Origin of the sequence: Oceanobacter sp. 3_MG-2023, assembly GCF_030688925.1 — a bacterium.
In the GTDB taxonomy this organism is placed as follows: domain Bacteria; phylum Pseudomonadota; class Gammaproteobacteria; order Pseudomonadales; family Oceanobacteraceae; genus Oceanobacter.
The window spans coordinates 111,934-133,634 of sequence record NZ_JAUYVX010000003.1; the positions used below are offsets into that span (position 1 = coordinate 111,934).

The 21,701-nt window shown below is 52.9% G+C and carries 19 protein-coding genes; 6 read left to right on the forward strand and 13 right to left on the reverse strand.

What is annotated here, in order from left to right:
- Positions 1-61: 61 nt before the first annotated feature.
- The gene (locus Q8W32_RS03875; protein ID WP_305413786.1) at positions 62-625 is read left to right on the forward strand and encodes a DJ-1 family glyoxalase III; all 564 of its coding nucleotides are present in this window, start codon (positions 62-64) and stop codon (positions 623-625) included.
- An 88-nt stretch (positions 626-713) separates the two neighbouring features.
- Here Q8W32_RS03875 and Q8W32_RS03880 read toward each other — a convergent pair whose 3' ends face one another.
- Genes Q8W32_RS03880 through Q8W32_RS03890 form a run of 3 tightly spaced genes read right to left on the reverse strand, consistent with a single transcriptional unit; the run spans position 714 to position 5,109 of the window.
- Complete coding sequence (locus tag Q8W32_RS03880; protein WP_303433729.1) at positions 714-1,373, reverse strand: response regulator transcription factor; 660 nt, start codon at positions 1,371-1,373, stop codon at positions 714-716.
- A gap of 16 nt (positions 1,374-1,389) precedes the next feature.
- Positions 1,390-2,661 (reverse strand): sensor histidine kinase, encoded by a 1,272-nt coding sequence (locus tag Q8W32_RS03885; RefSeq protein ID WP_305413790.1) that lies wholly within the window; start codon positions 2,659-2,661, stop codon positions 1,390-1,392.
- Positions 2,662-2,718: 57 nt separating this feature from the next.
- Positions 2,719-5,109, reverse strand: coding sequence for a TonB-dependent receptor (locus Q8W32_RS03890; RefSeq protein ID WP_305413792.1), 2,391 nt, complete (start codon positions 5,107-5,109; stop codon positions 2,719-2,721).
- A 331-nt stretch (positions 5,110-5,440) separates the two neighbouring features.
- Between Q8W32_RS03890 and Q8W32_RS03895 the strand changes: the two genes are divergently transcribed.
- Complete coding sequence (locus tag Q8W32_RS03895; protein WP_305413794.1) at positions 5,441-6,253, forward strand: response regulator transcription factor; 813 nt, start codon at positions 5,441-5,443, stop codon at positions 6,251-6,253.
- A gap of 181 nt (positions 6,254-6,434) precedes the next feature.
- On the opposite strand, the gene Q8W32_RS03900 is transcribed toward Q8W32_RS03895, so the two are convergent.
- Positions 6,435-8,696 carry an OsmC domain/YcaO domain-containing protein gene (locus Q8W32_RS03900; RefSeq protein ID WP_305413796.1) on the reverse strand — a complete coding sequence of 754 codons (2,262 nt, stop codon included), beginning with the start codon at positions 8,694-8,696 and terminating at the stop codon, positions 6,435-6,437.
- Between the two features lie 309 nt (positions 8,697-9,005).
- On the opposite strand from Q8W32_RS03900, the gene Q8W32_RS03905 reads away from it, so the two are divergent.
- Entirely contained in the window at positions 9,006-9,515 is a 510-nt protein-coding gene (locus Q8W32_RS03905; RefSeq protein WP_303433739.1) for a TlpA disulfide reductase family protein, read from the forward strand.
- 111 nt (positions 9,516-9,626) lie between these two features.
- Here the strand turns inward: Q8W32_RS03905 and zapE are convergent, their stop codons facing one another.
- Positions 9,627-10,742 carry a cell division protein ZapE gene (gene zapE / locus Q8W32_RS03910; protein ID WP_303433741.1) on the reverse strand — a complete coding sequence of 372 codons (1,116 nt, stop codon included), beginning with the start codon at positions 10,740-10,742 and terminating at the stop codon, positions 9,627-9,629.
- 138 nt (positions 10,743-10,880) lie between these two features.
- Positions 10,881-11,510 (reverse strand): alpha/beta hydrolase, encoded by a 630-nt coding sequence (locus Q8W32_RS03915; protein ID WP_305413799.1) that lies wholly within the window; start codon positions 11,508-11,510, stop codon positions 10,881-10,883.
- A 239-nt stretch (positions 11,511-11,749) separates the two neighbouring features.
- Here Q8W32_RS03915 and cysD point away from each other — a divergent pair, with 239 nt between their 5' ends.
- Entirely contained in the window at positions 11,750-12,688 is a 939-nt protein-coding gene (gene cysD, locus Q8W32_RS03920) for a sulfate adenylyltransferase subunit CysD (protein WP_303433847.1), read from the forward strand.
- Complete coding sequence (cysN, locus tag Q8W32_RS03925; protein WP_303433745.1) at positions 12,689-14,296, forward strand: sulfate adenylyltransferase subunit CysN; 1,608 nt, start codon at positions 12,689-12,691, stop codon at positions 14,294-14,296. It abuts the gene before it with no gap.
- 155 nt (positions 14,297-14,451) lie between these two features.
- Here cysN and Q8W32_RS03930 read toward each other — a convergent pair whose 3' ends face one another.
- From Q8W32_RS03930 to Q8W32_RS03960, 7 genes are all read right to left on the reverse strand, one after another.
- Positions 14,452-15,198, reverse strand: coding sequence for a TIGR04219 family outer membrane beta-barrel protein (locus Q8W32_RS03930; protein WP_305413800.1), 747 nt, complete (start codon positions 15,196-15,198; stop codon positions 14,452-14,454).
- A gap of 248 nt (positions 15,199-15,446) precedes the next feature.
- On the reverse strand, positions 15,447-16,157 hold the full coding sequence (gene purC, locus Q8W32_RS03935; RefSeq protein WP_303433749.1) for a phosphoribosylaminoimidazolesuccinocarboxamide synthase: 711 nt from the start codon (positions 16,155-16,157) through the stop codon (positions 15,447-15,449).
- 111 nt (positions 16,158-16,268) lie between these two features.
- Positions 16,269-17,027 carry an MBL fold metallo-hydrolase gene (locus Q8W32_RS03940; protein ID WP_305413803.1) on the reverse strand — a complete coding sequence of 253 codons (759 nt, stop codon included), beginning with the start codon at positions 17,025-17,027 and terminating at the stop codon, positions 16,269-16,271.
- A complete protein-coding gene (bamC, locus tag Q8W32_RS03945) occupies positions 17,024-17,683 on the reverse strand; it encodes an outer membrane protein assembly factor BamC (protein WP_303433753.1) in 660 nt (219 codons plus the stop codon). Before bamC ends, Q8W32_RS03940 begins: the two co-directional genes overlap by 4 nt.
- 4 nt (positions 17,684-17,687) lie before the next feature.
- Positions 17,688-18,563: a 4-hydroxy-tetrahydrodipicolinate synthase gene (gene dapA, locus Q8W32_RS03950; protein WP_303433754.1), complete on the reverse strand. Its 876-nt coding sequence runs from the start codon at positions 18,561-18,563 to the stop codon at positions 17,688-17,690.
- Between the two features lie 217 nt (positions 18,564-18,780).
- On the reverse strand, positions 18,781-19,839 hold the full coding sequence (locus Q8W32_RS03955; RefSeq protein WP_303433756.1) for an AI-2E family transporter: 1,059 nt from the start codon (positions 19,837-19,839) through the stop codon (positions 18,781-18,783).
- Positions 19,836-20,084 carry a sulfurtransferase TusA family protein gene (locus Q8W32_RS03960; protein ID WP_303433758.1) on the reverse strand — a complete coding sequence of 83 codons (249 nt, stop codon included), beginning with the start codon at positions 20,082-20,084 and terminating at the stop codon, positions 19,836-19,838. The genes Q8W32_RS03955 and Q8W32_RS03960 overlap by 4 nt, the downstream gene beginning before the upstream one ends.
- A gap of 157 nt (positions 20,085-20,241) precedes the next feature.
- Between Q8W32_RS03960 and Q8W32_RS03965 the strand changes: the two genes are divergently transcribed.
- Positions 20,242-21,690 (forward strand): M48 family metalloprotease, encoded by a 1,449-nt coding sequence (locus Q8W32_RS03965; protein WP_305413806.1) that lies wholly within the window; start codon positions 20,242-20,244, stop codon positions 21,688-21,690.
- The last annotated feature ends 11 nt before the right edge of the window (positions 21,691-21,701 follow it).

Genomic DNA, 21,701 nt, shown 5'->3' on the forward strand with positions numbered 1-21,701 from the left:
TGCGCCCGTTACTTGTTTGTCTTGATCGTATCTCTTGCTATTTCAATATGAGGACTCTGCCATGAACGCCCTGATTGCTATTGCCAATGGTAACGAAGAACTGGAAGTCATTACCCTGGTAAACGTACTGCGCCGAGCTGGAATCACCGTCACACTGGCGTCGACTGGCCCGGAACGCAGCGTACGTTGCGCTCGCGCCACCGTGATTGAAGCCGATTGCGTACTGGGCAAGCTGGCGATTGATCACCCATTTGATCTGATTGCCATACCGGGCGGTATGCCGGGGGCTGCCAATCTGGCTACGTCGCTGGGGTTGTTACACCGTTTGCAGCAACAAAACCGGGCCGGAAAGTGGATCGCTGCGATTTGTGCCGCACCGGCGGTGGTATTGGGTGCTGCCGGTATTACCGCAGGCCGGGTTATGACCGGTTATCCCAGCTTTGATCCGCTGCTGACCCAGGCAGGAGCCTGCATCAATCATGATGATGACGTGGTCGTGGATGGCAATCTGATTACCAGCCGCGGGCCAGCAACCGCCCTGCCCCTGGCACTGACTCTGGTGGAGTTATTGTGTGGCAAGCTGGTGCGCGACGATGTCGCTGCTGCCATGCTGTATCAAGGCTGATACCTCACGTCCTGAGACCTTGTGCCCTGCTGGCTGATGACGTTTCTTGCTAACGCGGGGCAATCTGTCGTCATCCAGCAATGATCCGTCAGCCCAGAATCTTGCGCATCAGCTCGGCGGTGCTGCCAACGCCAAACTTCTGCCGGATCACCGTAGCGCGATTGGCAACGGTTTTGGCACTGATGCCAAGCTCGGTGGCAATAACCTGATTGTTTTTGCCTTCCAAGAGTCGCTCGGCAATTTCACGTTCCCGGGTTGCCAGCGACGCCAGCGGGTCAATCACTGCAGCACCACAGTTAGTCGGGTCGGCCATACGCTTGCGCTCGGTAGAGCGACAGCCCACTGCCAACAATGATTCAAATCTCGGTTCCATAAAGGACTGTCCAGCAGCCACCTGAGTAACCGCCTGCAACATCACTGCCGGTGGGCTCGACTTGGATAAGTACCCCAATGCACCCGCGTTTAATGCTTCCCGAATCACCGTCGCTTCTTCATACATACTGAAGATAAGAATACGGGCATCCGGCTTGGCGCCTATCAACTGGCGACACACTTCGATGCCCGACATATCTGCCATATTCACATCCAGAATCAGAATATCGGGGGCATGCTGAAAAAACAGCAAGGCGGCATCCGTCCCCGAACCCGCCTCGATAAACTGCACCTCATCAATCATGGCCGCCAACAGGGAGCCATAACCTTGCCGTACCACGGCGTGATCATCTGCCAGTAAAATTGTCAGAGCCATCCAGCCACTTCCTTTGTTAAGTACCCTGCGGGCAAGGGTCTTTGTCCTCGGCATCTTGAGGATAAGGCAAATGCGCGCTGACCTTCGTTCCCTCAGCGGCAAAGTCGACCGTCAGGGTACCACCCAGCAATCGGGCACGCTCAGCCATGGAGCGCATACCAAACCCGGCCACTGCCTCCGTTGCACCATTACCGTTATCCTGGATCTGCAGCGTCACGGTTTTCTGGCTGTCCAAGGTTAACGATACCCGGATCTCATCCGCTGCCGCATGCCGCACGGCATTGTTAACCGCTTCCTGTACCAGCCGATAGATCTGCGCGGCGTCCTCTTCATTCCAGCCTGGCCAGGTATCACCCGACAACACACAATCCAGCCCTGTCGTTTGCCCGGTCGTGCGTAACAACTCATCGACGGCGGACTGCAAACCCAGCCGCTCCAGCACCACGGGATACAGGTTGTTGATGATACGACGAAAACCCAGATTGATGGCATCGCAGCCTGCCTGGATACACTCACTGGTTTCCAGTAACTGGGCTGGCTTGTCCAACTGGAAAGGTAATACGCAGGAATGCACTCGAACACCCGTTAGCTGCTGACCAAGGTCATCGTGTAATTCCCGGGCTAACGCCGAGCGCTCTTGCTCCTGAATTTCCATCAGGGTGCGGGTCAGGTAGCGGTTTTCGTTACGGGCGCTTTCCAGTGATTCTGTCATGGCGTTGAAATGCCAGGCCAGGTTATTGGCTTCGCGTAAACTGTAATGCCCGAGACGGGCGTTCAGGTGCCCTTGCTGCACCTGGTCAAAAGCGGCCAGCACATCCGCCAAAGGCCGCAGTCCGGCCCGTACCCCCAGATAAATAGCGAGGTTGGAAACCAGAGCACAACCACAAAACAACCAGAACAGCCAGCTGGAGGAATGCCAGACTTCTTCGATTTCATCACGATCATCCGACATCAGGATCACTTTTTGGCCGTGACTGTCGGTCAGTGCCAGCTGATAACCGCGCCCGGGGTGATCGAACAAGGCCTCAAACCAGGCTGGCACCGAGTGTTCGTCCGGGCGTTCGGTATAGGTACCGGCAACCCGTACATGCCGCAAACTGCTACCAACCAGCGCCAGTATCTGTTGCGGCTGACCGGAACGGATCAATGCTTCCACTACCGGTTTCATCGCCTGCTGCTCGCGCAGCACATCGTCCCGCCCTTGCACCAGCAACGTGGCCAGGCTGACCAGCAGCGCCAGTGCAAAGGCGCTGTTGACCATCAGCAGGATACGGGTCATGACGTTCATACACGTGCCCCGGTTGTGCCCCGGGGCAATGGCCGTAATGGCCATCGCATCGGCTGATCAGAAGCCGATTTTGATACCTGCCTTGACGGTTCGTGGTGCACCTGGGCCAACAAAGCTGTCTTCTTCAAATCCGGGATAGGCTTCATCCAGCACTTCATCCGATTCACCATAAACACCAAAGGTTTCGTATTCGCGATCGAATACATTAACGACACGACCATAGATTTCAATGGCATCGGTTGGCGCGTAGCTGGCCCGGACATTCACCAGGGTATAACCAGCCAGTTGCTCATTTTCATTGGCCTCATCACCACGGAAGTACTGGCTGCTGCGATACTGAATATCGCCACCCACTGACACTTGTGGCAACAGGTTCCAGTCGGCCGCCATTTTCAGATTGTGCTGTGGCAGCCCGGGAATCTGGTCGCCCGCTTCAACCTGTCGATCAGAACCTTGCGGATTATTGGGGCTGAACGATACAAACGGCGTTTCAAAGGTGGCTCGCATCCAGGTATAAGAAACGGCTACCTGAACATCGCTCCAGTGGCCTGTCATCCCCAGCTCGGTTCCCAGTCGGCGGGTTTTCCCGACATTGGCAAAATACCCTTCAGACGGCAAACCACCCGCCTGCTGAAACAGAATATCATCGTGGCTGGTAGAGCGGAAAACACCGGCGGTCCAGCGGATATTGCGGCTGGCAGTGCCTTTCAGACCCGCTTCCACAGAACGCGTAACCACTTGCTCCAGCGGCGGATCTGACACAAAACCATTGGGCAGTTTGCATGGATCATTTTCATCCGCACAGCTGAGCTCGGCCGGGCTTGGTGCTCGTGATGATTCGCTGTAGCTGGCGTATACGTTCAAGCCATTATCCATGACATAGGCTGCTCCCAGCATTGGATTGACCCGGGTAAAGGTGTGGTCGCCATCCAGCGATCCCGGCCCGGATTCCAATTGATCCTGCATCTTGATATGGACGTGATTGTATCGGGCACCAACGGTCACACTGAGCTGGTCATCCACGGCCAGCGTGTTGCTAAAAAACACCCCCATGGTCTGGGTATCGGTTTGCAGGCTGACTTCAGACTCACTGTCGTAGAGGCCAATGGCTGTGACGTCTCGGGCATCCCCTGGCTCATCGTTATTGAGAATGGCAAAGCCGGTACGTGAGCGAAAGTGAATATCAGCCTGATCCAGTGTCACACCAGCGGTAAACAGATTGTCCCGACCGGCAACTGGTGCCGAAGACGCCAACTGCAGACTGAAGCCCTGACTGTTTTGTTCGGTGCGGGAGGTGTTCAGAGTACCGTCAACGTCGTCGGCATCAATATCCAGCCCCAGCTCGGCAGCAATGGCTTCCAGTGTGTCATCGTCATCGTAACCCACAAAGGTGACTGGCTCTTCATCGCCACCGTCTTCGTCTTCTTCACACAGGGTTTCAGCACCATTAAGCAAGCATTCTTCGTAATCCGAGTCGTCGCCATTTACTGTGGTGGTGAGGTTACGGCGCAGATAAATATTACCGGCCAGCTGCAAGGTATCCGAGAACCAGTGATCACCATCCAGGGCAAAATAATTCAGTCGGTTGCGAGTGATATCCGGGTTGGTATAAATAGCGCTGCGGCCTTCGATATCCATCAATGCCTGGGGCACGGCACCATTACCGATCATTTCGTTGTCGTCCAGCAAGACTGTCAGATTCAACGAGCTGTTCAGCGAGCGCCAGCTCAGTACCGACATGGCCTGGCGGATATCGCTGCCAGAGGCATCACGCCAGCCATCTTCTTCTTCACGATTGAGTAATACGTAATAGCCAACGTCTTGATTACCCAACTGGCCATTGCCACCGCTCTGGAACTGCGCTTGACGAAAACCAAACTGACCCGCCCCCAGCTCCAACTCATTGTATTCGGTGTTGAAGCCGTTTTTGGTGGTCATCGCAATGGCGCCGCCCTGGGTATTCTGGCCAAACAGCGGATTGGAGCCAGAATACAGCGTCATATTACTGACGGCATCCGTTGGTAACAGATCCCAGTTTACCGTGTCCCCAAAAGGCTCGTTAAAACGCACACCGTTCATATACACGGATACGCCTTGCGGTAATCCCAGCAACGGCGATGCCGTAAAACCACGATATTGAACATCCGGTTGATAGGGGTTGCTGACCGCTTCGTTAATGCTTACCGAACCCAGCTGATAGCGCAGATGTTCAGCAATATTTTGTGCCTGAATACGCTCCAGGTCATCACTGCCCAGACTTTGTACCGGGCTGACCAGTTGGTCTTCCCGCACACCGGTACCCATTACAGGAGTTGGCGCTATGACAACGATTTCGTCCGTAACCGGACTAGCCTCTGCCCAGGCGGCCAGGGGTACCAGACACCCCGCCAGACTGCCAAAGACAGTCCATGTCGAACCACTGTTAGAGGGAGAATTTAGAAATGCCATCCACATCTGCCTTATCGTTATTATTAGATGCAGCTATTCTGGACGACCGCCGGTCTGCTGACTCTGCCTCTGCCGTTGCTGATCGCGTCTGCTTTGGCACTAGGTAAACAGGATAGGGAAATCTTCCCGATTAATGCCCTGGATTCATAAAATATACAATTTTTACCAAGAACCATGCTAAAGAAAGCAAAAATACGGTGCCAAAGAAGGCGATTTCGACTAACTTTACTACTTTAGACCCCCATACAAAACGCCAAGGTAGGATACCTGACAGTAGCAACACGGGGTGTAATGCAGAGATTACAAAAATAAATAAACAGGTGTAGCTATCATGTTGACACTCCAGACCGGCCACAGCGCATCCTCAAGCGCCAGTGATGACTCCCCCAGCCAGAGCGCACAGCCAGATATGACTGATACAATCACTACGGCAGAATTGCCGACCAGCCCGCTGACGGAAAACGACACGCCTGTTTACAAGCTGCTGATTGCGGATGATCACCCGCTGTTCCGGGAAGCCATTGCCGATGTCATTCGTAACCGCTACCCCAATTCCGATATTCTCGAGGCAGAAAATCTTGAGTCTGCCGCGGCGATGGCCGGTACCCAGGATGACCTCGACCTGATTCTGCTCGATCTGAACATGCCTGGCATGAACGGCTTGAACGGCCTGATTCAGTTACGCAACGAGTCCCCGACAATCCCGGTGGTTATCATCTCTGCCGAGGAAGAAAAAAGCGTGGTGCTGCAAGCCATGACCTATGGCGCTGTGGGCTTTATTATCAAGTCACTGCCACGGGAAAAAATGACCCAGGCACTCGAACAGGTGTTAGCTGGACAGGTGTATCTGCCATCCGATGTCATCCGTGCCACGGATGATGGCCGTTCCCGTCAGCGCCGTATCCAGGATGAAAACCTGATTCCTCCGGAAATGCTTAACAGTCTGACTCGTCGCCAATTGCTGGTATTGGAACGTATGGCCAGTGGCGAATCCAACAAGCAGATTGCCTACAATCTGTCGATTGCTGAAACCACCGTCAAAGCGCACGTCTCGGCGATTTTGCGTAAACTCAGTGTACACAATCGTATTCAGGCGGTATTGGCTGCCAGCAATGTCGATTTTAACCAGTATCTGCGCCGCTAACTTCGCGAGTGCGCCTGATTACTGACAATAAAAAACCGGGCAGCGCCCGGTTTTTTATTGCTTGCCCCGATCATCGTCTTTTTACAGACCAGTCCTGTCAGGCCATCGAATCCATCACTGGAGCAGACAGCTCAACTCTCAACGATCCCGGCCCACCAAACCGGCCCACTAACACCCGGTATCAAGACAAGGCTGCCTTGGCTGCCCGGGCCTTATGCAATTTTTTATAGCTGTCGATCAGGCGTAAATGCTTGTCGAGACCGTCCAGCTGCAGGCTGGTCGGGGTCAGGCCATAAAAGCGCACGGAACCATCCACCATGCCGATGGCGGCGGCCAGTCGTTCAGCTCCAAACATACGACCAAAATTAAGCCGGTAATCGTCCAGTTCCATATCATCGTCCAGGGTAACTTCCAGCACGGCATTGACGACTTGAAAGAACAAGCCACGTTCCACCGTGTTGTCGTTAAATTGCAGCAGGGTTTCAACCTGCTCCTTGGCGTCATCCAGACGCTGAAGCGCCAGACAAATCATGAACTTCAGCTCCAGAATGGTGAGCTGGCCCCAAACGGTATTATCGTCAAACTCAATGCCAATCAGAGTGGTGATATCGGTGTAGTCATCCAGCTCGCTGTCTTCCAGTCCGTCCAGCAGCGCCTCCAGCTGTTGCTCACTGAGACGGTGCAGGTTGAGTATATCTTCGCGGAAAAACAGTGCCTTGTTAGTGTTGTCCCAGATCAGATCATCCACCGGGTACACTTCGGAATATCCCGGCACCAGGATTCGGCAAGCCGGTACTCCCAGGTCGTTGTATTCAGCACAATAAACCTCCAGCCCCATATCTGCGAGAATGGCAAACAGGCTGTCGGCTTCTGCCTGACTGGCCTGCTGGCGTTCTTCCGGGCTGGGGTTGGCTGACAAGGGGGCGCGGAAATCCCATTCGCTGAATTCCACATCCGCTTTGCTACTGAAGAAGCGCCAGCTCACTACCCCGGTCGAATCAATAAAGTGTTCAACAAAGTTATTGGGCTCCGTCAGCGCATTGCTTTCAAAGGTTGGCTGCGGCAAGTCGTTCAGGCCTTCGAAGCTGCGCCCTTGCAACAACTCGGTCAGCGACCGCTCCAGGGCAACTTCAAAACTGGGATGCGCTCCGAATGAGGCAAAGACACCACCGGTCCGTGGATTCATCAGCGTGACGCACATCACCGGATACAAACCACCCAGAGACGCATCCTTCACCAGCACAGGGAAGCCCTGCTCTTCCAGCCCTTTAATCCCTGCAACAATACCCGGGTAACGTGCCAGTACCGCATCCGGCACATCGGGCAACGCCAGCTCTTGCTCCAGAATCTGACGTTTGACTGCCCGTTCGAAAATTTCCGACAAACACTGCACCTGCGCTTCCGCCAGGGTATTACCGGCGCTCATGCCATTACTGAGAAACAGGTTTTCGATCAGGTTGGAAGGGAAATACACCGTCTCACCATCGGACTGGCGTGTAAAAGGCAAGGAAACAATACCACGGTCAATGTTGCCGCCATGGTTCACCAGCCGCGAATTGGTATCGAACAGGTGCGAGGCGCATAACTCGCCGTCGGCGTTATAAATTGACAGGCAATGCTCATCCAGGATTTCAGGCGGCAGCGCATCATCAGGGCCAGGCTGGAACCAGCGCTCATTGGGGTAAAATACAAAATCAGCGTCAGCAATATCAGTACCAAAGAACTGGTCATTGTAGAAAAAATTACAGTTCAGCCGCTCCAGAAATTCCCCCAGCGCCGATGCCAAGGCACTCTCTTTGGTGGCGCCTTTACCATTGGTAAAACACATCGGTGAGGCCGCATCCCGAATATGTAACGACCAGACATTCGGCACGATATTACGCCAGGAGGCGATCTCGATTTTCATCCCCAGATCCGCCAGCAGGCCGGTCATTTTGGCGATGGTTTGTTCCAGCGGCAGATCTTTACCGGCAATATAGGTGGCTGCCGGTGTGTCTTCTCCCGCTACCGCCGAGCCTGCCAGCAACAGCGCCTGGGTATCGTCATCCAGGTTATCGACCACTTCAATATCAAACTCGATCCCGGTCTGAATCGCCCGTTTGACGGTGCAACGTTCCATGGAGCGCAATATTCCCTGGCGGTCTTTTTCGGCAATACCTTCCGGTAATTCCAGCTGGATTTTCAGCAGTTGTTTATAGCGGTTCTCCGGATCAACAATATTGTTTTGCACCAGCCGCAGGTTTTCGGTCGGTATATCCCGGGCAATACAGTACATCTTGGCAAAATACGCGGCACACATGGCCGACGACGCCAGAAAATAATCAAACGGCCCCGGTGCGGAACCATCGCCTTTATAACGAATGGGCTGATCCGAGATAACGTTAAAATCATCGAACTTGCCTTCGAGGCGAAGGTTATCGAGAAAGTTGACCTTGATTTCCATGGGGATACCGGATTAAAAATTGGAGAGTGACGCGGCGGCGTTAAGCGCAACAGTGCAAGCAAAGCCGAGAGCAATGTAAGGGAAGGTATTATCCAGATTTTGAAGCTGGCGTCTTGGGCCGTGTCGATTCCGCAAGTGAACAACCCTGTCAACAGATGGTCATTCCCTGCAGCGGTAAGAACCCCTGCCTGAAGCCCTGGCCTTGCGTATCGAGCCAGGCTGCTGACCCAAGACACCGCCCGGGTTTTGCCCAACCCCGGCCAATCCCTGTATCGTAGCCGTTTGCTACCCAACCGAACGGGCTTTTTTATGAATCGTTTTACCGCCTTATGCCTCACCAGCCTGATGAGTCTGTGCTGGTCACTGTCCGCCAGTGCGTTACAGGCCGGGGAACCGGGGTTCGACTTTAACCTGCCGTCGTTATCCCGGGATGGCTCTCATCAGCGTCTGAGTGACTTTCGGGGCAAGGTGGTGTATCTGGATTTCTGGGCTTCCTGGTGCGGCCCCTGCCGTAAGTCCTTGCCGCAACTGGCGCATTTACAGCAGCAGCTCAGCGACCAAGCGTTTGTGGTATTGGGGGTGAACCTGGATGATGACCCGGCATTGGGTCGCCGCTTCCTGGACGAACTGGGTGTGTCTTTCCCCAATGTCTCGGATACCTCTGGCAGCAGCTACGACACCTTTGGCCTGGTGGGTATGCCGACCTCCTATCTGATTGATCAGCAAGGTATGGTGCGCTGGGTACATCAGGGATTTGCCGACGGTGATATCGCAGTGATTCGCCAGCATGTTGATGCCCTGTTGCAGTCAAATCCATAACCCATAACCCATAACCCATAACCCATAACCCGAGGCAGGTCTGGTTTTGCCCTGTTCCGTCGGAACCGGCGCCATCCGTGTCCGAACCGGCGCCGTATCCGTTGCACCGGCTCAGTCGATCTTGCACTCTCGAGTCAGGTATTCATGGGATTGCATTTCCAGCATCCGGGAGGTGGTACGCTGGAATTCAAATTCCAATTTGCCACCTTCGTAAATATCAGGAATCGCTGCACCCGCAGACATAATCACCTTGACGCCACGATCGTAAAACTCATCAATCAGGTTGATAAAACGGCGGGCCAGGTCGTCATTTTTAACGCTCATCACCGGCACATTGGAAATCAACAAGGCGTGGAACTGTTTGCCCAGCTCAATATAATCATTCTGTGAACGAGGGCCGTCACACAAAGCGTCAAATTCAAACCAGCCAACATCATTACAGACAGCCTTGGCCGGAATTTCCCGCCCAAGCACCTCAACGCCAACGTTAAATTCAACCTGGCTCATATCCGGTGCCAGGCTGTCAAAACTTTTCTGAAGGCTGGCTTCAGCGCTGTCGTCCAACGGGTAATGATATAGCTCGGCCTGCTCCAGTGTACGCAAACGATAATCCACCCCGCTGTCCACGTTGACCACATCGGTGTATTTGTTCAGCAGTTTGATGGCTGGAATAAAACGGTCGCGTTGCAATCCGTTTTTATACAAACCATCCGGCACAATATTGGAGGTCGATACCAGCGTCACACCACGATCAAACAGCTCTTGCATCAGGCTGCCCAGAATCATGGCGTCACCAATATCGGAGACAAAAAATTCGTCGAAACAAATAACCACGGCTTCTTCAGCGATACGATCAGCAACGACGGTTAACGGGTTTTTGGTGCCCGCCAGCTTGGTCAGATCCTGATGCACACGCTGCATAAAGCGGTGGAAGTGGGTCCGCATCTTGCGTTCAAACGGCAGCGCTTCATAGAAGGTATCAACCAGATAGGTTTTCCCTCGACCAACGCCTCCCCAGAAGTACAGCCCTTGCACCGGTTCCGGCTTTTTGCGGCTGAACTTGCTACCCAGCTTGCCAACAAAACCTTTGTTGGCCCGTCGTGCTTCGGCAGCCACCAGATCGTCAAACAGGCGCTGTAAATGTTTGACCGCCATTTCCTGGGCGGCATCATAAGAAAAGTCATCTCGCTGAAGGTCAGCTTGATAAAGCTCCCAAGGGGTCGACACGGGCGTACTCCATCGTAGGAATCGGGGGGCGAAATGTATCCGACCATGCCGAAAACATCAAACCGACTAATGGCTGCAATCCGGGAAAGATGGGTAGGTTTGACAGAAAATTTGCCAATTGACCGCTTCCGTGCCGGCTCAATCGGGTTTAAACGCGGCCATATCCCGAACCAGGGACTTTTTCAGCTCTCCCAAACGACCATGGAAGAAGTGGCCACCACCGGCAAAAACCTGCCAATGGGGTACAGGAACAACCAGATTGGTCCAGTGTTCTACCTCATCAAAAGGCACCACTTCATCGGCATCTCCCATATAGACAAAGGTTTCAAATTCATGGGGCAAGGTATTGGGGGCATCAAAATGATGTACTGCCGGTGCCATCAGGTACAGGGCGGCAATTTGCTCCGGCCTGTCTACCGCAGCCAGACAAGCCATTCCGGCACCAAATGAGAAACCACCCAGCAGAATGGTTTCCCAGCCCAAGGTATCACGGGCATAGTCCAATGCCGCCAGCACATCCTGTTGTTCACCACGACCGTGATCGTGTTCGCCGTCACTCTCACCAACACCCCGGAAGTTGAAGCGCAAGGTCGACATCCCCAAGCCCAGCGCCGTTCTCAGCGTGGTGGTCACAACCTTGTTATCCATGGTGCCATCAAACAACGGATGCGGGTGGCACATCAGCATTCCCACGTTACCTTGCTGGATCGTACGGCCGTCCAGTACTCCGGCTGACCCTTTGATCTGTACTACTTGCTCTTGCGCCATGTCTGCTCCTGCTGGTTTTGTTGACGCTTCCCGGGACTGGCAGGAAGGCTATAAATGACCATGAGGATACCATAGCCTGATACGGCATTTAGGGCATAAGCAAGACCATATTATTAGAACCAAACGATCTTAATACTGCCTTTTTATATACCACAAGCCTTGTTATAGTCCCTGCAAATCGTAACAATCAGAGCCTAGACAACACGATTGCAACGCGGTCGTGATGCCTCTGAATCAGCATCCCTACTTCCGAGAATAATTGTCCCATGATCAGTGACTACCATCTCACCCACCTCAAGCAACTGGAGGCGGAGAGCATTCATATTATCCGTGAGGTTGCGGCGGAGTTCGACAACCCGGTAATGATGTATTCCATCGGCAAGGACTCTGCGGTCATGCTGCACCTCGCCCGCAAAGCCTTTTATCCGGGCAAACCGCCCTTCCCGCTATTACACGTCGATACCACCTGGAAGTTTCGTGAAATGATCGAATTTCGGGACAAGGTAGCCAAAGATATTGGTATGGATCTGCTGGTTCATATTAATCAGGACGGCGTCGACCAGGGAATTGGTCCTTTTACCCATGGCTCATCCAAGCATACCGACGTGATGAAAACCGCCGGTCTAAAACAAGCGTTAGACAAGTATGGCTTTGATGCTGCCTTTGGTGGTGCCCGCCGTGATGAAGAAAAATCCCGCGCCAAGGAACGGGTTTACTCCTTCCGCGACAGCAAGCACCGCTGGGACCCCAAAAACCAGCGTCCCGAGCTGTGGAATATTTACAACGGCAAGGTCAACAAAGGCGAAAGCATCCGGGTTTTTCCTCTGTCCAACTGGACCGAGCTGGATATCTGGCAATACATCTATCTGGAAAACATCGACATTGTGCCGCTGTATTATGCCGCCAAGCGTCCGGTGGTTGAGCGCGACGGTATGCTGATTATGGTCGACGATGACCGTATGCCATTGAAGGATGGCGAGGTACCAGAAATGAAATCCGTGCGTTTCCGTACGCTGGGCTGCTACCCACTGACCGGTGCGGTAGAGTCTGAAGCCACCACGCTGCCTGAAATCATTCAGGAAATGCTGCTGACCACGACATCCGAACGTCAAGGCCGGGCCATTGACCATGATTCATCCGGATCGATGGAAAAGAAAAAACAAGAGGGGTATTTCTAAATGTCTCACCAGTCCGATTTGATTGCTTCCGACATTCTGGAATACCTGGAGCAACACGAAAACAAGGAAATGATGCGTTTCCTGACCTGCGGTAACGTTGATGATGGCAAATCCACCCTGATCGGCCGCCTGCTGTACGATTCCAAGATGATCTACGAAGATCAGCTGGCATCCGTCACCAAAGACAGTGCCAAAGTGGGTACCACCGGCGACCGTCCCGACCTGGCGCTGCTGGTTGATGGTCTGGCTGCCGAGCGTGAACAAGGCATTACCATCGATGTTGCCTACCGCTATTTCAGTACTGCCAAGCGCAAGTTCATTATTGCTGATACTCCCGGACACGAGCAGTACACACGAAATATGGCCACCGGGGCATCGACCTGTGATCTGGCGATTATCCTGATCGACGCCCGTTACGGGGTTCAGACCCAAACCCGGCGTCACAGCTTTATTGCTTCCTTGCTGGGTATCAAACACGTCATTGTTGCCGTCAACAAGATGGATTTGATGGACTTTGACCAGGAGCGCTTTGAACAAATTCGTACCGACTATCTGGCCTTCGCCAAAGACCTGAATATCAGTGACATTCAGTGTGTGCCTATTTCTGCCCTCGATGGTGACAACGTCGTTGATCGCTCCAGCCGTTCACCCTGGTACGATGGCCAGACGCTGATGGAAATTCTGGAAACCGTTGAAATTGCCGCTGACAAAAACATCGATAATTTCCGCTTGCCAGTACAATACGTCAACCGTCCGAACCTCGATTTCCGTGGTTTCTGCGGCACCATCTCTGCGGGCGTGGTCAAACCGGGCGACACGGTGATGGCATTACCTTCGCAGAAAACCAGCAAGGTTGACCGTATTGTCACCTGGGACGGTGATCAGGAAAAAGCCTTTGTCGGCCAATCCATCACCCTGACACTGGAAGACGAAATCGATATCAGCCGTGGCGATGTCATCGTCAAGGTGAATGACCAGCCGATCGTTGGTAATCGCTTTAATGCTGATCTGGTCTGGATGACCGAGCAATCCATGGTGCCAGGCCGTCCGTATGACCTGAAATTTGCTACCGGTGCCAGCGCTGGCACCATCAGCAAGATCCATAATCTGGTCGATATCAATACCATGGAAAAGCGCGAAGCCGATGAGGTAAAACTCAACGAAATCGCGCTGGTCGAGGTCAGCCTCGACAAAGCCGTTCCTTTTGACGCTTACGCCAAGGTTCATGGTACTGGCTGCTTTATCGTGATCGACCGTTTGACCAATGTGACCATTGGTGCCGGTATGATTGTGGGTGAAGCCATCGGCTCAGGTAGCTTCGAAGCCGTTGCGGCAGAAGAAAAAGCCCGCCGTTTTAATCAGAAACCGGCGATCGTCACCATCAATGCAGTCAATGCCGAAACCCTGGTTAATGGCCTTGATCGCCGCCTGTTTGAAATGGGTCGTCTTGCAGCTATTGGCGCTGCCGAAACCGCTCAGGTGTTAAAGGATGCTGGTCTGGTCGCTCTGGTCGCCGGTGGTGCGGACGGTGCTGATATCAGTATTGCTGCCGATGGCGACAACATCGACACTCTGATTGCGGCACTGCAGGATCAAGGCATTATCTGATGTCATGATCGGGCTACCCTGTCTATTGGTGCTTGTTAGCCAATGGACAGCACACACAAAAAGCGGCTTGAAAGCCGCTTTTTTTGTGTCAGGTGCTACGATTGGCTAGCCAATGACTCTGCTACTGTTATGCATATTCATACGGTCATCGTAATTTACAAACCAATAGACAAGGACAGTCCGTAATACACACCTGACACATCCAGATCAGTTTCAATATCGATGTCATCCGGATCGGTTTCCAGCGTCATTTGACGGTAACCGGCTTCCAGACCAAGATCGACCACAGGAATTGGCAAGAGGTATCCAACGCCATAACTGATATCCGACAGTTTGTTATCGCCATAACCCACATAATTGATATCGGCACTGGCGTACAAGCCAAACGGCGTATCAATTTTCAATTCGCCATACACCATCGGCAATACCAGATCCAGATCCACGGTTTCAGTATTGCTGTCGCTCTTGACTTCAGCGTAACCATCAAACTGACGGCCACTAACACCGAAGTTGATATCAACAAACGGGATCGGCAATGGCAAGCCCCAGTAAAGGGTCAGATCGGTATGGGTCAGATCAATCGTGCTATTCACGTCGCCATCAAATGCTTCATCGGCAAAGGTAATATCTACCGTACCATTGCCACTGACTTCCAGACTGGTTCTCTTGATTTTAACGTTGGGAATAAAAGGTACTGGATGCTCAAAAAAAACGGTCAGCTGTTGACCATTTTCTTCTTCCATATTTAATCCATCTTCTTCAACCGATACGTCAGAATCGATCTGTCCAGTAGGATCGGCATTCCAGACACTGGCCTTGGCGCCAACGGTAAACAGAAGATCAGCCTGTGCTGACAAGGGAGCCAGTGCAACCAGTGCGACGGCCATTACGGTCTTTTTCATTGGTGTCATCCCGTTTCAATCTCGATAAAATATAATTGTGCAAACAAACCTGATAACGCCAGTCTGCCTATAAACCAGCAGAATGCCAATATTATGTGTCGACCATCTGACAAAACGGCAATACCATTTATTTATTGCTTGCTATCTTTTGTCACGACAATCCAAACTGGTCAATCCGCTCGTCACAGACCCGGATACAAAAACAGGCCCTACGGCCTGTTCTGATCAATCAGTCATGCTGTCACGTATCAAAACGTAATACCGATACGGCGTCCAACTTCCTCATAACCTTCAACCACATCACCCAACCCCTGGCGGAAACGGTCTTTATCAAGTTTTTCCCGCGTCGCCTTGTCCCACAAACGGCAGCCATCCGGCGAGAACTCATCCCCCAGCACAACCTCACCCTTATACAAACCAAACTCCAGTTTGTAGTCGACCAGAATCAGGCCACCGTCATCAAACAGGGTTTTGAGGACCTTGTTGACAGCAAAGGTCAGCTCTTTCATACGATCGAGGTGAGCGTCTTCGGCCCAGCCAAAAGAGCGAACGTGATATTCATTCACCATGGGATCGCCCAGCGCATCGTTTTTCAGAAACAATTCGAAGGTGACAGGATCCAGTTCGATACCTTCATCAACTCCCAAACGACGACACAGGCTGCCAGAAGACACGTTGCGTACAACGCATTCCAGCGGAATCATATCCAGCCGCTTGACCAGTGAGTCGGTATCCGACAACAAGGATTCAAAATGGGTAGGAATACCGGCTTCTTCCAGTTTGGCCATAATGAACGCATTAAACTTGTTGTTCACCATACCTTTACGATCCAGCTGCTCGACTTTTTTGCCGTCAAAAGCAGACGTATCGTTGCGGAATTCCAGTATCATCAGATCCTGATCATCTGTGCTGTATACCGATTTGGCTTTACCTGAGTAAAGCAGTTCGCGTTTTTCCATGGGAATCTCCGCCATTAAACAATAAATAATGAAGTATCCGCCTCATCGGCAGATAGCATCCTAATTCACAATATGAACGTATTAAACGGCTATAGAATGAACCTGCTGACGTTAAAACTCACACCAGTCAGCAACCCGGTTTTGCGCTAACAGGCGCACCGGCCTGTCGCTTAGCCCTGGTATAACTGCCAGTGCCTGCCCGACCAGGTCGGGGTGATTGTTTTTTTCACTGATATGCCCTGCCGCCAGGTGTTGCACTCCAGGCCAGTCGATACGTTGAATCAATTCCGCACACTGGGCATTACTCAGGTGTCCGTAAGGCCCGGCGACACGCGCCTGCAATCTTGGTGGGTATGGCCCTTTGCGCAGCATATCCGGATCGTGATTTGCTTCCAGCTGCAAACCATGGCATCCCTGATAAGCAGCGACAACATGCGGCGTCAAACTACCAAGATCTGACAACACGCCTACTTTCAGACCCGCGGCTTCCACCACAAATTGCAGTGGCTCCCGGGCATCATGAGGAACCGTCACCGCCGCAACGGACATACCGGCTACCGAAGCGAGGTCTCCACCCGTGAGTGGCTGCCAGCGAGGGTGATCGATCCAACCCATATGAATCGCCGTTCCCTGAGAGCAGTACAAGGGAATATCCAGCAACTCGCACACCGCCATCACGCCTTTGGCATGATCACCGTGCTCGTGTGTCACCAGTACGGCTTCCAACTGACCCGCATCGGCCTGGGCCGATTCGATCCGCTGCAACAACGTCTTGCGGCTGAAACCACAGTCGATCAGCAGGCTTCTGCCCTGGTGTTCCAGCAGTGTTGCATTGCCCTTGCTACCGCTGCCGAGAGAAATGTACCTCACTTCTCCAGCTGTTGTTTGATCGTATTCAGAACCGGTAAAGCGTAATCGTCTCCCGCCAGCTTATCGACATCTTCCAACAAGGACAGATACACACCGTGTCGTGCCCGGTTCATTTTCAACAAATAGGTGCCCGCAATCACTTCTGGCTCGGAACCCCAGAGTCTTGCCCACCAGCCACGCTCGTCATCCCGTTGCGGGCGGCTGATTTCCAGATAATAAGTACCCACACTGCGATTGAGATCGGTCATATTCAGATCAGAGGCAGCAATGGCTTCTGTTACCGCAGCCCAGGCGTAAGCAAACTGACCATCCAGACGTAATATCTGACTACCGGAGCCGTCTTTTTCGATACGCGGATTAAGATCCAGCGAGCGATATTCATTCAACGACGTGGCCTGCTCTGACGAGCTGTCGTTGTCATCGATTATCAACGCTTGTGGTACGGGTAACTCAAAACTGTTTGGCCGGTCAGGAATCACGGCCAATTCAGGAATAGGTAAAGCATTCCGGCGCGCCAGTGGCTGTCCATCCGGGGTTGTTGCCTCGTCATTCTCTGTCGTGGTCAGATAATCATCAGCGCGATCGCGAAAACGATCACCAAAGATGGTACTGCAACCACTGACAGCAACCACAAGCACTACCAGCAAATACTTCATGAGATCAGATCAACCCCAAAGCTGTCATCGCCAACTCAACCTTGGGTGCATAACGACGGTCCATTTCGACCAGCGGTAAGCGGATACCGGATTCCATGCGGCCCATGCGAGCCAGAGCCCATTTCACCGGAACCGGGTTCGCTTCATAAAACATGGCGTCATGCAGTGGCATCAGCGTTTGTTGCAACGCCCGGGCTTCTTCCGCCTTGCCATCCAGAGCCAGCATGCACAAGTCGTGCATCAATTTGGGCGCCACGTTGGCAGTGACTGAGATATTGCCTTTGCCTCCGGCCAGAATCAGCTCATGGGCCGTTGGATCATCACCGGAGTAAACCGCCATACGATCACCAACCAGTTCGATCAACTTGCGTGCCCGGTCGATATCGCCGGTCGCTTCCTTGATCGCCACAATCTGCTCAACATCCGCCAGAGCCGCCACGGTTTCCGGCAACATATCGCAGCCAGTACGACCAGGAACGTTATACAGCCACTGCGGCACATCCACCGCCGCCGCGATGGTTTCATAGTGCTTGATCAGGCCACGCTGGGGTGGTTTGTTGTAATAAGGAGTGACCAGCAAGCAGGCATCGGCACCGAGGTTTTTGGCTTCCTGGGTCAACTCAATTGCTTCGGTGGTGCTGTTGGCACCGGTGCCGGCAATAACCGGACGACGTCCGTTAACCAGTTTGACGACCCGATCAATAACAGCGCAATGCTCTGTCGTGCTCAGCGTTGCTGATTCTCCTGTTGTTCCAACAGGCAAAATCGCATCGGTTCCCTGCTTGATGTGGAATTCCACCAGGCCATCAAGAGCTTCCCAATCGAGAGAGCCGTCGGGATGCATTGGCGTAACCAGTGCCACAATACTGCCGGTGATCATGAAATTGTACTCCACAAAACGAACTTCCCCTGCCATTTTGATGGAAAAGCAGGGATCCAAAAAACAAGAGCGTAATACTACTGGTGCGGCGTTATCGAGACAAGAGAGTCAAGCCGCTTGCGAGTGATTAGCGCCGCGCAAACGCTGATTATCCGCGCCCGGGCTGCCATTTTGCCACTGCCACCCAGTCATTGTTCAACTACCGCTCAATTACCGCTCAATCATGACCGGTATGGCCAGGCCAGGACTGGATCACCGCCTTGAGCAAGGTCGCCAGTGGAATCGCAAAAAACACGCCCCAGAACCCCCACACTCCCCCGAATACCAGTACCGCAACAATAATGGCCACCGGGTGCAGGTTTACCACCTCTGAAAACAACAGTGGCACCAGCACATTACCATCCAGTGCCTGAATAATGCCGTAAACCGTCATCAGGTAAAAAAAGTCATTATTCCAGCCCCACTGCATATAGCCCACCAGAGCGATCGGGATTGTGACTACCGCTGCACCTATATAAGGCACCAGCACCGACAATCCGACCGCAATCGCCAGCAAAGCAGCGTAATTTACTCCCAACAGCAAAAAGGCTACGTAGGTAACCCCGCCCACAATAACAATCTCGACCACCTTGCCGCGAATGTAATTGGCGATTTGCAGATCCATTTCGACCCAGACTTCGTTCAACAAAGCACGCTGACGTGGCAGAAAATTCAGACACCAGGACAAAATATCGTCCCCGTCTTTCAACAGAAAAAACACCAGGATAGGTACCAAAACGCAATAAATCAGCATCGCCATCAGCACGGTAATGCCGGAAAGGGAAAAGCTCAGCGCCCATTGCCCCATCGACGCCAGTTCTTCCCGCGCCTGATGTACCCACTCCTGCACCTGAACCGTGGTAATCAGGTCAGGATATTGTTCTGGCAACAACATCAGCAGCGCCTGACCTTTACTGGCCATTCGTGGCAGCTCATAAAAAAACTGTGACAATTGCGCCCAGGTGGCAGGCAGAATAAACAGCAACAGGGTCAACATCACCCCGACAAACATAAGAAACACCGCCACCGTCGCCGTCATATGCCCAACCCCGCGCCGTTTGAGGAACTGCATACTGCCCTGTAACAGATAGGCCACCACCACCGCGGTCAGGAATGGCGCCAGGACATTGCCCATAAAACCGATTACCAGCAAAAAAGTGCCGATCAGCAGCAACAGCAATAACGCTTCTTCATTAGAGAGATAGCGGTCGATCCAGCGCCCGAAAACCTTGATCATCGTTTGACTCCCTTGACAATCCAGTAGTGATATTCATTTCCTTCCCGGGAAGCCGACATAAGCTGGTGTTCCGACAATTCCAGATAGCGTGGTATATCACGCCACGAGCCGGCATCACAGGCACGTACCAGCAAGACATCCCCCACTGCCAGGCTTTTTAATGCCAGCTTGGTTTTAAGCAAGGGGAGCGGACAGCTCAATGCCGTTACATCGAGTAGTTGAGTATAATCATTCGGGTTAGACACACATTCCGCCATTTGCCACACTGCGAACCAAAAGAGATCTGGATGATCTCAGACACATGGGCCATTAAGCAATAATCTTGCGCACCACAGCACCTTGTAACAGTGAGTCAGCCAGACCATGTACTTTTCATTGACATCAAGATCCGGGACACACCGATTGAAACTCCGAAAAGCCTTGCTTGCGACTACCTTGCTGTTTGCTTTCAACACCAGTATTCATGCCGCCAGCAACGATTTGCCCGCACTGGGAGACGCAGCCTCATCGATTGTTTCCCTGCAAGAGGAATACGAACTCGGCCGCGCCTGGTTACGTCAGCTGCATGCACATGCCCGCACCATCGACGACCCGCTGTCCATCGAGTTTATCGAAAACCTGGTGTTCCGGATGATTCCTCACAGCGGTGCGCCACAGCAGGATTTTGACTTTGTCATTATCGACAAAAAAGAACTCAATGCCTTTGCAGTACCGGGCGGTGTGATAGGCATCAATCTGGGGCTATTACTGTACACCCGGGACGAAGATGAAATTGCTGCCGTACTGGCTCACGAACTGGCTCACTTGAGTCAGCGTCATTTTGCCCGCCAGGTCGAACGGGCAGAACAGCAGCAACCCATGGCCATTGCGACCCTGCTGGCCTCCATCCTGCTGATTGCAACCAATAACGCCGATGCCGGTTTTGCCGGACTAATGGCCAGTCAGGCTGCATCCATCCAGTCACAACTGGCCTATAGCCGCGACTGGGAACGGGAAGCAGACCGTATTGGTATTAACACCCTGGCAGAATCCGGCTTCGATCCACAAGCCATGCCATCCATGTTTAACCAGATGATGGCGGCCGGGCGCCTTGGTAAAAAGCCACCGGAATTTCTGCTGACTCACCCGTTAACACTGAATCGGGTATCCGATGCCGCCGCACGAGCTGAAGGTTATTCCTCCCAACCGCGCCACCTGAGTTTTGACTTTGCCATTCTGAAAAATCGCGCCCGTATCCGTTATCAGCTCAGCGACAAACAGGTAGCGGCTACTTTTACTCCGGAAGCCGAAGCCACCGATAATTCATCGCTGACCCGGAATGCCGCCCGCTACTCTCTGGCCGAATACGCCTTGCAACATCAGGACAATGCAACCGCCCTACAGCAATTAAACCAATTGGATGCAAGCTACCAACAGTCCCCAGCTGCCCTGGCACTGTTGGCCAAGGCGCTAACCGCCACCAACCAGGCCCCCAAAGCGCTGGAGATGCTGACTCTGGCACTGACCTATCATCCCGGCAGTTATTTATTGATCAGCACCCGGGCCAATGTGCTTGCCGCACTCGGACGTGCAGAAGAAGCGGTCAACAGTTTGCGGCCACTGACCGAGCAACGTCCAACCACCCCGGCGCTATGGTTTCAACTGAGCCAGCTGGCGGCCCAGGCGAGCCATACGGTACTGACGTATCAGGCCAGTGCTGAATACTGGTATTTGAACGGGGATTACACCAAAGCCAGCCGGCAAATGGATCTGGCTATCGCAGAAGCGGCCAAAAAGAAAGATTTCCAGCGCCAGGAGGCGCTGAAAGAGCGGCTAAAAGGCATGGCCGCCAGTCAAAAACAATTAGGGTAAAACAAACAGCC